The organism is Streptomyces sp. NPDC085596, from assembly GCF_044541565.1.
Taxonomy (GTDB): domain Bacteria; phylum Actinomycetota; class Actinomycetes; order Streptomycetales; family Streptomycetaceae; genus Streptomyces.
This window is the reverse complement of record NZ_JBITTC010000002.1, coordinates 453,510-465,532: the sequence shown is the minus strand read 5'-3', so window position 1 is coordinate 465,532 and position 12,023 is coordinate 453,510. Positions and strand designations below refer to the sequence as shown.

Below are 12,023 nucleotides of genomic sequence, written 5' to 3'. Positions count from 1 at the left end.
AGTCATGCCCCCGTTATAGGGGCGCCCGTGAGAGATGAGAGGGTCTGACGGGTGAGCGAGACACCACCGAACACCCTGCAATACCGCTTTGACGGGCCAGAAGACGCACCTGTCCTGATCCTGGGCCCTTCCCTGGGCACGACCTGGCACATGTTCGACCGCCAGGTGCCGGAACTGGTCAAGCAGTGGCGGGTCCTGCGCTTCGACCTGCCGGGCCATGGCGGCGCCCCCGCCCATCCGGCCGGTTCGGTCGCGGAGCTGGCCACGCGCCTGCTGGCCACCCTGGACAGCCTCGGCGTGCAGCGCTTCGGCTACGCGGGCTGCGCCCTCGGCGGCGCCGTCGGTATCGAGCTGGCCCTGCGCCACCCCGAGCGGCTCGCCTCGCTCGCGCTGGTCGCCGCCTCGCCCCGGTTCGGCACGCCCGACGAGTTCCGTCAACGTGGCGTGATCGTACGCACGAACGGGCTCGACCCGATCGCGCGAAGCGCCCCCGACCGCTGGTTCACCGGAGGCTTCGCCGCCGCCCAGCCCGCGATCACCGAGTGGGCGGTGCAGATGGTGCGCACCACCGACCCCGGCTGCTACATCGCCGCCTGCGAGGCGCTCGCCGCCTTCGACGTACGCCCGGAGCTGGGCCGTATCGGGGTGCCCACGCTCGTACTGGTCGGCTCCGAGGACCAGGTGACCGGCCCGGCCGAGGCCCGCACCCTGGTCGCCGGCATCCGGGACGCCCGGCTCGCGGTCGTACCCGGCGCCTCCCACCTGGTGCCGGTCGAGCAGCCCGCCGCCGTCACCGACCTCCTCGTCCGGCACTTCTCCACCGCCTGGCAGCAGACCTTCGACACCGGCCAGACCGCCCTCCCGGCCGCCGCCCCGGTCACCCCGGCCCCGGCCGCCCCGGACCCCGTCGCCATGCCCACCGTCGCCCCCGCCCCCGTGACGCCCCCGCGTACCGCGCCGGTCGCCGAGATCGCGTCCGCCGCCGAGCCGCCGCAGCCGGTCGCGTCGCCGGACCGGTACGAGACCGGCCTCAAGATCCGCCGCGAGGTGCTGGGCGACGCGCACGTCGAGGGCGTCCTCGCGCGGGCCGACGAGTTCTCCGGCGGCTTCGAGGAACTGGTCACCCGCTACGCCTGGGGCGAGGTCTGGGACCGGCCGGGCCTGGACCGCAGGTCCCGCAGCTGCGTCACCCTCACCGCGCTGGTCGCGGGCGGCCACCTGGACGATCTGGCCGTCCACACCCGCGCCGCGCTCCGCAACGGCCTCACCCCGCAGGAGATCAAGGAGGTGCTGCTCCAGGCCGCCGTCTACTGCGGCGTCCCGGCGGCGAACAGCGCCTTCCGGGTGGCCCAGCAGGTTATCCGCGAGGAGACCACACCCGCCGAGTGAGGCCCCCGGCCGCCCGAGGCGGCACGATGGAAGCGACGCGGTCTAACGAGCAGGACGGGAAGTCATGAAGTTCATCAAGAAGTCCCACTCCTGCGTCCGCCTGGAGAAGGACGGCCGGACGCTCGTCATCGACCCCGGCGGGTTCAGCGAGCCGGACGCGGCGCTCGGCGCGGACGTCGTCCTCGTCACCCACGAGCACCCGGACCACTTCGACGAGGGCCGGCTGCGCACCGCGCTGGAGGCGAACCCGGACGCCGGGATCTGGACCCTGAAGTCGGTCGCGGACCAGCTCACGGCGGCCTTCCCCGGCCGGGTGCACACCGTGGGCCACGGTGACACCTTCACCGCCGCCGGCTTCGACGTGCAGGTCCACGGCGAGCTGCACGCCGTGATCCACCCGGACATCCCGCGCATCACCAACGTCGGCTACCTCATCGACGGCGGCAAGGTCTTCCACCCCGGCGACGCCCTCACCGTCCCCGACCGGCCGGTGGAGACCCTGATGCTCCCGGTGATGGCGCCGTGGAACAAGATCGCCGAGGTGATCGAGTACGTCCGCGAGGTCAGGCCGCGCCGGGCCTACGACATCCATGACGCCCTCCTCACCGACCTGGCCCGGCCGATCTACGACCGCCAGATCGGCGCCCTCGCCGACGCCGAGCACCTGCGCCTGGCACCGGGAGCCTCCGCCGAGCTGTGAGGCCGGTTGTCATACCCGGCGGGTAGGTTGAGGGACATGCGTATCGCCACCTGGAACGTGAACTCGATCACCGCCCGTCTCCCGAGGCTGCTGGCCTGGCTGGAGAGCAGCGGCACCGACGTGCTCTGCCTCCAGGAGGCCAAGGTCGCCGAGGCACAGTTCCCGGTCGAGCCGCTCCGCGAGCTGGGATACGAGGCGGCGGTCCACGCCACCGGCCGGTGGAACGGCGTGGCGGTGCTCTCCCGCGTGGGCCTCGAGGACGTGGTCAAGGGCCTGCCCGGCGACCCCGGCTACGAGGGCGCCCAGGAGCCCCGCGCCCTGTCCGCCACCTGCGGCCCGGTCCGCGTCTGGTCGGTGTACGTCCCCAACGGCCGCGAGGTCGACCACCCGCACTACGCGTACAAGCTCCAGTGGCTCGACGCCCTGAAGACCGCCGTCGCCGGTGACGCGGCGGGCGGCCGCCCCTTCGCCGTCCTCGGCGACTACAACATCGCCCCGGCCGACGACGACGTGTACGACCGCGCCGCCTTCGAGGGCGTCACCCATGTCACCCCCGCCGAGCGCGCCGCCCTGGCCGCCCTGCGCGAGACCGGCCTGAGCGATGTCGTGCCCCGCCCGCTGAAGTACGACCACCCCTACACCTACTGGGACTACCGCCAGCTCTGCTTCCCCAAGAACCGTGGCATGCGCATCGACCTGGTGTACGGCAACGGCCCGTTCGCCGGGGCGGTCAAGGACGCCTACGTCGACCGCGAGGAGCGCAAGGGCAAGGGCGCGTCCGATCACGCGCCGGTGGTGGTCGACCTCGACGTCTGATGCCACGCTTGAGTCCATGAACATCCCGTTCCTGGGCCACCGGCGCGGCAAGAGCGGTGACGCGGCGCTCCCGGCCGACCCCGAGGCCATCGCCGCGCTGCTCTCCGAGTGCGAGCTGCTGCGCTCCCAGGCGGACAGTGCCGGTGTCCGCCTGGACGACACCCCGGCCTCCCTGGAGGCCCTGGACCAGCTCGTCCCACGCTGGCGCGACGACCCCGAGCTGCTGCCCTGGCTCGGCAACGACGCCGGGCTCTACCTCGGCACCGTCGTCGTCCGCACCGTACCCGGCGCCGCCTGGCGCATCAGACCGGACGGAGAGCCCGTCCTGCGGCTCGCCTCCGGCCGGGAGATGGAGGTCGTGGAGCCGGGCCGCCAGTGGGCCACGAGCGGCCTCCCCGAACTGTCCCAGCTGTACGCGGAGATCGCCGAACCGTGACCCCCGCCCATCCCGGCGCCGCACAACTGGGGCTTAAATACGGCTAATGCCCCCAAGTGCGTGTCGTCCCCGCGCTCCGGCACCGTCTGGATAGTTTCGGCCACTACGACTCGGCTGAGAGTGAGTAGGGCTGCGGATGGCCGTCGATCCGTTGATCGAACTGCGTGACGTCAACAAACACTTCGGGGAGCTGCATGTCCTGCAGGACATCGACCTGACCGTCGGCAAAGGGGAGGTGGTCGTGGTCATCGGCCCCTCCGGGTCGGGGAAGTCGACGCTGTGCCGGGCCATCAACCGGCTGGAGACCATCGAGTCCGGCACCATCACGCTCGACGGGCAACCGCTGCCCGAGGAAGGGCGGTCGCTGGCCCGGCTCCGCGCCGAAGTGGGCATGGTCTTCCAGTCGTTCAACCTGTTCGCGCACAAGACGGTCCTGGAGAACGTCTCCCTCGCGCAGACCAAGGTGCGCGGCCGCAAGAAGGCCGAAGCCGACCGCCGTTCCCGTGAACTCCTCGACAGGGTCGGTCTGTCGGCCCAGGCCGACAAGTACCCCGCCCAGCTCTCCGGCGGCCAGCAGCAGCGCGTGGCCATCGCCCGCGCCCTCGCCATGGACCCCAAGGCCCTGCTCTTCGACGAACCCACCTCCGCGCTCGACCCCGAGATGATCAACGAGGTGCTGGAGGTCATGCAGCAGCTCGCCCGCGAGGGCATGACCATGATCGTCGTCACCCATGAGATGGGCTTCGCCCGCTCCGCCGCCAACCGCGTCGTCTTCATGGCCGACGGCCGGATCGTGGAGGACCGCAGCCCCGAGGAGTTCTTCACCGCACCGCGCAGCGAACGCGCCAAGGACTTCCTCTCCAAGATCCTCAAGCACTGACCGGGGGAGTGCGACCCATGTCCCGCCACACCCGTGCGCCCCGCGCCATCGGCCTGCTCGCCCCCCTGCTGACCTCGCTCGCCCTGCTCGCCGCCGCCTGCGGCAAGGACGGCAGCCCGCCCACCAAGGGCCCCGCCCCCGACCAGCTCCCGCACTACTCGGTGGCCCGCGGCTACAGCCTCCCCGGCTCCCCGACCTGGGCCCGCGCCAAGAAGCGCGGCCACTTCGTCGTGGGCGCCAAGGAGGACCAGCCCTACCTCGGCGAGAAGGACCCGGCGACCGGCCGGTACTCCGGCTTCGACATCGAGATCGCCAAGATGCTCTCCGCCTCCCTCGGCTTCCCCGGCGACTCCGTCCGCTTCCGCACCATCGCCTCCGCCAACCGCGAGACGGCCCTGCAGAACGGCCAGATCGACTACTACGTCGGCACCTACACCATCAACGACAACCGCAAGAAGCTCGTCGGCTTCGCGGGCCCCTACTACATGGCCGGCCAGTCCCTGCTGGTCCGCAAGGACACCGACGACATCCACGGCCCCGAGGACCTAGACGGCAAACGCGTCTGCTCGGCGGCCGGTTCGACGCCGTACCAGCGGATCAAGGACGACTTCCCGAAGGCGGTCCTCGTCGCCTACGACACCTACTCGGTCTGCGTCGACAACCTCCTCACCTACCAGGTCGACGCGGTCACCACCGACGACGCCATCCTCATCGGCTACGCGGCCAAGGCCCCCGACGAACTCAAGGTCGTCGGCAAACCGTTCTCCGAGGAGCCGTACGGCATCGGCGTCCCGCGCAAGGACAACACCCTGCGCTTCGCCCTCGACGATGCCCTCGCCGCCCGCGAGAAGGACGGCGACTGGAAGAAGGCGTACGACGCCACGCTCGGCCTGTCCGGCGTGCCCGCGCCCAAGCCCCCGCCGATCGACCGCTACCCGGCGAGCTGACCGAGGACGCCATGAACGTACTGACAGACAACTTCGCCCTCTACGCCGAGGGATTCCTCGGCACGGTCGAACTGACCGTCTACGCCTCCCTGCTGGCCCTCGCGCTCGGCTTCCTGATGGCGTCCTTCCGGGTCGCGCCGGTGGCCTCGCTGCGCGTCTTCGGCACGGTGTGGGTGACCGTGCTGCGCAACACCCCGCTCACCCTGCTGTTCTTCGCGGTGCTGCTCGGGCTGCCCCGGTTCGGACTCGTGCTGCCCTTCCAGGCGTTCGCGGTCCTCGCGCTCGGCTGCTACACCTCCGCGTTCATCTGCGAGGCGCTGCGTTCCGGCATCAACACCGTGCCCAGGGGCCAGGGCGAGGCCGCCCGCAGCCTCGGCATGACCTTCTCCCAGACGCTCAGCGTGGTCGTCCTCCCGCAGGCGTTCCGCTCGGTGATCCCGCCCGTCGGCTCCACCCTGATCGCGCTGGCCAAGAACTCCGCCATCGCCGGCGCCTTCAGCGTCACCGAACTGCTCGGCACCTACAAGACATTGAGCGAGCTGGGCTACAACATCATCTGGACCTTCGTCTGGATCGCCGTCGGCTACCTGATCATCACGCTCGCCATCAGCGCCCTGTTCAACCTGCTGGAACGCAAGTGGGGAGTGGCCCGATGACAACCGAGACCACCGCGCTCTACGACGTCCCCGGCCCCGGCACCCGCCGACGGCACGCGCTGTACGCGGCCCTGTCCACCGCCGTCCTGCTGGGCCTGGTCGCCTGGCTTCTCTATCTCCTGTTCTCCACCGGCCAGTTCACCGCCACCAAGTGGATGCCGTTCGAGTACAAGGGCATCCAGGAACTGCTGCTGCGCGGCCTCGGCAACACCCTCAAGGCGTTCGCCATGGCCGCTGCGCTCTCCCTCGCCCTCGGCGGGGTGCTGGCCGCCGGACGCCTCTCCGACCACGCCCCGGTGCGCTGGCTGGCGACGCTCGTCGTGGAGTTCTTCCGCGCGATGCCCGTCCTGGTGATGATCTTCTTCATCTTCGTGGCGCTGAAGGTGCAGCCGCTGCCCGCGCTCGTCGCCGGACTGAGCCTCTACAACGGCTCCGTGCTCGCCGAGGTCTTCCGCTCCGGGGTGAACTCCGTCGAACGCGGCCAGGGCGAGGCCGCGTTCGCGCTCGGCATGAGGAAAACGCAGGTCATGTCCTACGTCCTCGTGCCGCAGGCGGTGCGCGCCATGTTGCCCGCGATCATCAGCCAGTTGGTCGTCGCGCTGAAGGACACCTCGCTGGGCTTCCTCATCACCTACGAGGAGTTCCTCCACGCCGGGAAGCTCATCGCCTCGAACCTCGACTACGATTTGCCGTTCATCCCCGTGGTGATGGTGATCTCGCCGATCTACATCGGGATGTGCATGCTGCTCTCGTGGTTCGCCGTCTGGGTGTCCCGCCGGGAGCAGCGCAGTCCCAAGACCGAGGCCGTGGCTGTCGCCGCGCCCGGCCCTGGGGCGCCGCTGCCGGGTGGGGAGCCACCCACGGCTCCGAAGCCGTGACGAAGGCGGCGGTTCACACGGGCCATGCTCGTCCGGCGGCGGCCGGAGATCACTGCTCGCGCAGGGGGACCGACACGTACGACGGGTCGTCCTCCTGCGAGGAGAAGGTCAGCCGCGCGCCGGACGGGTTGTGCTCGATGTAGAGCGGATCGACCGTGTCGGCCACCAGGGCCAGCCGGTGCCCGGCCGGGACGTCGTAGGCCGTGGCGAACAGGTCCAGATCCACCCCGAACGGCTCGCCGGGGGTGCGGCCGTGCCAGGTCAGGGGCGCGTGCGTGACCAGCTTGGCGATGCCGAGCGGGCCCACGTCGTACAGGTAGGCCACGAAGGTGCCGCTCTCGGCGGTCGGGGTGAGCGTGGTGTGCAGCCTGGCGGTGCCGCGTACGCGCTGGGGCGCCGGGTACCGCTCCGACTGCCAGACGGCCGCCCAGCGGCGCGGCAGCAGCGGGATGGAGGCCATCGGGGGCACCTTGGCGACCTGGTCCAGGAGGCCGGAGAGCAGCACGACCCCGCCGTCCGCGCCCGAGTCGACGTTGGTGTGGATGGTGGTGCTGCCCGCCAGCGCGATCTTGCGGTCGGTGGCGGCGACCGACTTCCAGTCCGGGTAGCCCTCGTAGCCGCCGCCGCTACGGGACTCCAGCTGGACCGGCTGCTCGCGGTCGACGCCGTTGTCCACGCCCCGCAGATAGTGGTCGAACCAGCGGCCGGTGTCCTTCCACACGTCGTTGGGCAGCCCGAACAGGCCGGTCAGCTCCGGGGTCGCGTGGTCGCCGGGGCGCAGCTGGAGGCGTTTGGGGCCGGTCAGCTTCTCGTAGAAACCCGCGTACTGGTTGGCCGGGAAGACCGAGTCGCTCCAGGCGTTGGCGAGCATGACGGCGGGCTTGTTGGCGTTGAGCCGGTCCAGGTAGGTCAGGGCTGAGCGCCGCTCGCCCCAGTCGATCAGGCTCTGCTCGTCGGAGAGGTCGGAGGCGTAGAAGCTGTCGAAGATCTTCCGTAGTTCGGGGCTCTCGCGGCCGGTGACGAGGCCCGCGCCGTCCAGCAGGGCGCCCGCCTGGACGTGCTGGGTGCGGCCGGAGTAGATCGAGCCGATCAGGTCGGCCCAGCCGCTGAGCGCCGCCACCGCCCTGATCCGCTTGTCGTGGGCGGCGGCGAGCAGGCTGATGCCCGCGCCGTAGGAGACGCCGGCCATGCCGATGCGGGCCGGGTCGGCGGGGGTGTTCGCCAGCGCCCAGTCGATCACCTTGGAGGCGTCCGCCATGTCGGGCGGGCCGGCCACCTCGATCTCGCCGCCGGACTGCCAGAAGCCGCGCACGTTGTAGGTGAGGACCACATAGCCGGAGTCGGCGAGCTTGCGGGCCTGGGCGAGGTACTCGATCTGTGGCAGGCCCCAGCTGGTGGGCAGCACCAGGAGCGGATGGCTGCCCGAGCCGGCCGGGGTGACGACGTTCGCCTTCAGTACGGTGCCCCCGTCGCCGGGAATGTCGACGAACCGTACGGCGGGGGCCGCCTGGGCGACGGGAGCCAGTCCGACGACCGTCCCGGCGATCAGCGCCGCCGAGAGGGTGCCGACGGCGCAGGTGCGCAGGGGTTTACGAGCGGGGGCCATGGTCACTCCTGACGCGTGCCAGTGCGAAAGTGACCTGACAGTAGTGGGTTGTTCTTACCTCAAGTAACCCGTGGGTAAGTTACGTACGGGTAACAATTGTTGAAGGTTTGAGGCGCCGTCTCTTTTGGTGCTGGTGCGGGGGCGTCGGCGGTAGGTACGGGTACTCATGCGCGATTCGCCGGCCGGCGGGACAGTGGCACAGGGGGCCACGGTCGGGAGTGCGGTCCGCGTCGGCTTGGGGGAGAGGGCGTGTCAGGAGTTCGCAGGTCCGCGTGGGGCGCGCTCGCCGCCGTCGTCGTCATGGCCCTTTCCGCCTGCTCGGCCGACCGCGCCACAAGTCCGGAGGAAGTGCGCAGGCTGGCGGGGAGCGCCAAGGCGGCAGAGGCCCGGCGTGGCGCGGAGGACCAGCTCAGGGCTGCCGTACGCGAGTACGTCGACCACACTTCCCTCGATCTCGGCCTCGTCGTCCTGCGTGACACATGCTCCGGAGGAGCGGCGAAGCAGTGGCTGGAATCCAACGGTGACGACACATACAAGATCAACTGCTATATGAGCATCACCGCGTACTTCGGAGCCGAGCCGAAACGTGTTGCCTCCGTCCTCGATGAAGTGCTCGACGCCGGTGAACGGCCCGGATCGCACATCCCGTTCACGCGCGCAGGGTACGGGGCGCTCCGTGACTACTACCGCCATCCCGGTGCCGGCGGTCAGACGGAGCCGGCCAGGATGGACGCCGGGGCGTACAGCTTGTCCTGGGACACGCTGTTCCACGATCGGCCTCCTATGACGGTCGAGGAGCCGGAAACATGCTTCGCCGACGATCCGCCCGTGCGGCGGTGCGTGCGGGAGCCCGAGGCGGCGAGCGTGGCCGGCATCCGAAAGCGCCATGGGACGGTGTTCCAGCTCTCGCTGAGCGTCCCCCAGTACTTCAAGGTGCCCAAGAGGTAGAGAAGCCTCGCAGCCGAGGGTGTCGGCCGCGACAGGCGGCCGGTACTCAAGAGGCGGGCGTCGCCGCGGCCGGCGTCTCCTCGGTCTCCGGGAACGGGGCCTGCGCCGCCCGCGTGACATCGGCGACCAGCTCCACCAGATCGGGGCCGTACGCCTGGGAGTTGACCACCTTCAGCAGCAGTACGAACGATCCGGAGCCGTGCTTGCGGGCCAACCGCTCGTAGTTGCGGGCCAGATAGCGGGTCGCGGCCTGATTGGTGATCGCCCGCTGCCCGCAGAACAGGAACACCGGCCGCGTCTGCCGACCCGCCGCGACCTTCGCCAGCAGCACGTACTCGGTCGTGCCGGGCTCCATCCGGTAGGTCTCGGCGCCGATCCGGAACGCGCCCCGGTTCGGGCCCTTCTCCTTCTCGGTGTTCATCCGCACCCCCGGCAGCATCGCCGACATGTGCGCCAGCATCCGCCGGTTGGACGCCGGGCCGCCCACGCAGAACTCGGTCCGCTCGCCGAAGCCCTGGTGCGACACGTCCTGCGTCACCAACTGCATATGTGCGCCACAGTCCTTGATCAGCGCGGACAGCTCCAGCAGCGCGAACACGTCGAAGCGGTGCACCGCCGGCTCGGTCGCGGCCGGGTCCCGGTTCACGACGAACAGCGACTCCGAGTTGTCCGGCAACCCGAAGAACACCTGCTTCCGCCGCAGCTTCCGCCGCCACAGATAGGTGCGAGCCACCCACCCGAGCGCGGCGCTTACCCCCGCGGCTATGACCCCTAGGGCGATGTTGCGCACGTCGTCGTTCATGCCGGGGGATGCTAGCGGGTCCCCTGGCCGGGGGTACGGGCGCGGTGTCAGCCGATCGGCTCATCCCGCATGCGGGGGTCCAAGTGGCGAGGCATACTGTCGAGGGCCTCGGGGATCTGGTTACGCTGCGCGGACGGTGTTCTCGGGAGGTTCGGATGGGTCGTCCTGGTACGCGGAAGCTGGCGGTGCTGGTGGTCTCGGCCGCCGTCGCCTCGATGGGGGCCGCCGCTCCACCGGGCGCGCCGGGCGGGCCCGGCGGGAAGGTGCCCGTGGCGGTCGGGTACGGGGGCGCCGTCTCCAGTGTCGATGCCGACGCCAGTGCGGCGGGCATCGAGGTGCTGCGCAACGGCGGCAACGCGGTCGACGCGGCCGTGGCCACCGCCGCCGCGCTGGGCGTCACGGAGCCGTACTCGGCGGGCGTCGGCGGAGGCGGCTACTTCGTCTACTACGACGCCAAGTCCCGCACCGTGCACACCATCGACGGCCGCGAGACCGCCCCGCTCAGCGCCCGCTCCGACCTGTTCCTGGAGAACGGCAAGCCGCTGGCCTTCGCGGACGCCGTCACCAGCGGGCTCGGCGTCGGCACTCCGGGCACCCCCGCCACCTGGCAGACGGCGCTGCGCAGTTGGGGCACCAACAGCCTCGCCAGGGTGCTGCGGCCGGCCGAGCGGATCGCCCGCGACGGCTTCACCGTGGACGACACCTTCCGCTCCCAGACCGCCGCCAACGAGACCCGGTTCCGCTACTTCCCGGACACCGCCCGGCTGTTCCTGCCCGGCGGCAAGCTCCCCGTCGTCGGCTCGACCCTCAAGAATCCTGATCTGGCCAAGACCTACCAGGAGTTGGGCCGTCAGGGTGCCGACGCCGTCTACCGGGGCGACCTCGGGCGGGACATCGTCGCCACCGTCAACAAGCCCCCGGCCGCCCCGGCTTCCGGCTGGAACGCCCGCCCCGGCAAGCTGACCGCCAAGGACCTGTCGGGCTACCGCGCGAAACTCGAACGGCCCACCGACACCTCGTACCGCGGCCTGAAGGTGTACTCCATCGCGCCCTCCTCCTCCGGTGGCACCACGGTGGGCGAGGCCCTCAACATCCTGGAGAAGAGCGACCTTTCCAAGGCGAGCGAGACGCAGTACCTGCACCGCTACATCGAGGCGAGCCGGATCGCCTTCGCCGACCGGGGGCGCTGGGTCGGCGACCCGGCCTTCGAGGACGTACCGACCAAGCAACTGCTGTCGCAGCGGTTCGCCGACTCGCGCGCCTGCCTGATCAAGGACGACGCCGTCCTCACCAGTCCGCTCGCCCCCGGCGACCCCCGCCACCCCGCCGCCTGCGCCACCAAGGGCAAGGCCGCGCCGACCACGTACGAGGGTGAGAACACCACCCACCTCACCGTCTCCGACAAGTGGGGCAATGTCGTCGCCTACACGCTCACCATCGAGCAGACCGGCGGCAGCGGCATCACCGTGCCCGGCCGGGGCTTCCTGCTCAACAATGAGCTGACCGACTTCTCCTTCGCCCCCGCGAGCCCCGGAGTGCACGACCCGAACCTGCCCGGCCCCGGCAAGCGCCCCCGCTCCTCCATCTCCCCGACCATCGTCCTCGACCGGCACAACCGGCCCGTGGTGGCGCTCGGTTCGCCCGGCGGGGCCACCATCATCACCACCGTGCTCCAGACCCTCACCGGGTTCCTCGACCGGGGCCTGCCGCTGGTCGATGCCATCGCCGCACCCCGCGCCAGCCAGCGCAACGCCGCCCAGACCGAACTCGAACCCGCCCTGTACGACAGCGCGTTGCGGGACCGGCTGGAGGCGCTCGGGCACAGCTTCAAGGCCAACCCCGAGATCGGCGCCGCGACCGGCGTGCAACGGCTGCCGGACGGGCGGTGGCTGGCCGCCGCCGAGACGACCCGGCGCGGCGGCGGCTCCGCCATGGTGGTGAATCCGACGGGCTGATCCGAGGCCC

Annotated in this window: 12 protein-coding genes; 10 read left to right on the top strand and 2 right to left on the bottom strand. The window is 70.8% G+C overall.

What is annotated here, in order from left to right; all coding sequences use genetic code 11:
* Positions 1 to 51: 51 nt before the first annotated feature.
* The 8 genes from ACIGA3_RS07750 (at position 52) to ACIGA3_RS07715 (ending at position 6,702) form a co-directional block, all read left to right on the top strand.
* Positions 52 to 1,389 (top strand): alpha/beta fold hydrolase, encoded by a 1,338-nt coding sequence (locus ACIGA3_RS07750; protein WP_399711564.1) that lies wholly within the window; start codon positions 52 to 54, stop codon positions 1,387 to 1,389.
* A 64-nt stretch (positions 1,390 to 1,453) separates the two neighbouring features.
* Positions 1,454 to 2,089, top strand: a complete 636-nt coding sequence (locus tag ACIGA3_RS07745; RefSeq protein ID WP_399711562.1) for an MBL fold metallo-hydrolase — start codon at positions 1,454 to 1,456, stop codon at positions 2,087 to 2,089.
* A 36-nt stretch (positions 2,090 to 2,125) separates the two neighbouring features.
* The gene (locus tag ACIGA3_RS07740; RefSeq protein ID WP_399711560.1) at positions 2,126 to 2,905 is read left to right on the top strand and encodes an exodeoxyribonuclease III; all 780 of its coding nucleotides are present in this window, start codon (positions 2,126 to 2,128) and stop codon (positions 2,903 to 2,905) included.
* A 16-nt stretch (positions 2,906 to 2,921) separates the two neighbouring features.
* Positions 2,922 to 3,341 (top strand): DUF6278 family protein, encoded by a 420-nt coding sequence (locus ACIGA3_RS07735; RefSeq protein ID WP_399711558.1) that lies wholly within the window; start codon positions 2,922 to 2,924, stop codon positions 3,339 to 3,341.
* A gap of 136 nt (positions 3,342 to 3,477) precedes the next feature.
* Positions 3,478 to 4,221 (top strand): amino acid ABC transporter ATP-binding protein, encoded by a 744-nt coding sequence (locus ACIGA3_RS07730; protein WP_399711556.1) that lies wholly within the window; start codon positions 3,478 to 3,480, stop codon positions 4,219 to 4,221.
* 17 nt (positions 4,222 to 4,238) lie between these two features.
* Positions 4,239 to 5,168, top strand: a complete 930-nt coding sequence (locus ACIGA3_RS07725; protein WP_399711554.1) for a glutamate ABC transporter substrate-binding protein — start codon at positions 4,239 to 4,241, stop codon at positions 5,166 to 5,168.
* An 11-nt stretch (positions 5,169 to 5,179) separates the two neighbouring features.
* On the top strand, positions 5,180 to 5,824 hold the full coding sequence (locus ACIGA3_RS07720; RefSeq protein ID WP_399711552.1) for an amino acid ABC transporter permease: 645 nt from the start codon (positions 5,180 to 5,182) through the stop codon (positions 5,822 to 5,824).
* Positions 5,821 to 6,702, top strand: a complete 882-nt coding sequence (locus ACIGA3_RS07715; protein ID WP_399711550.1) for an amino acid ABC transporter permease — start codon at positions 5,821 to 5,823, stop codon at positions 6,700 to 6,702. Before ACIGA3_RS07720 ends, ACIGA3_RS07715 begins: the two co-directional genes overlap by 4 nt.
* Positions 6,703 to 6,751: 49 nt before the next feature.
* Here the strand turns inward: ACIGA3_RS07715 and ACIGA3_RS07710 are convergent, their stop codons facing one another.
* Positions 6,752 to 8,308: an alpha/beta fold hydrolase gene (locus tag ACIGA3_RS07710; RefSeq protein WP_399711548.1), complete on the bottom strand. Its 1,557-nt coding sequence runs from the start codon at positions 8,306 to 8,308 to the stop codon at positions 6,752 to 6,754.
* Positions 8,309 to 8,557: 249 nt separating this feature from the next.
* On the opposite strand from ACIGA3_RS07710, the gene ACIGA3_RS07705 reads away from it, so the two are divergent.
* Complete coding sequence (locus ACIGA3_RS07705) at positions 8,558 to 9,256, top strand: hypothetical protein (protein ID WP_399711546.1); 699 nt, start codon at positions 8,558 to 8,560, stop codon at positions 9,254 to 9,256.
* 46 nt (positions 9,257 to 9,302) lie between these two features.
* Here ACIGA3_RS07705 and ACIGA3_RS07700 read toward each other — a convergent pair whose 3' ends face one another.
* Entirely contained in the window at positions 9,303 to 10,058 is a 756-nt protein-coding gene (locus ACIGA3_RS07700; RefSeq protein ID WP_399711545.1) for a hypothetical protein, read from the bottom strand.
* A 155-nt stretch (positions 10,059 to 10,213) separates the two neighbouring features.
* Here ACIGA3_RS07700 and ggt point away from each other — a divergent pair, with 155 nt between their 5' ends.
* On the top strand, positions 10,214 to 12,013 hold the full coding sequence (ggt, locus tag ACIGA3_RS07695) for a gamma-glutamyltransferase (protein WP_399711543.1): 1,800 nt from the start codon (positions 10,214 to 10,216) through the stop codon (positions 12,011 to 12,013).
* Positions 12,014 to 12,023 lie beyond the last annotated feature (10 nt).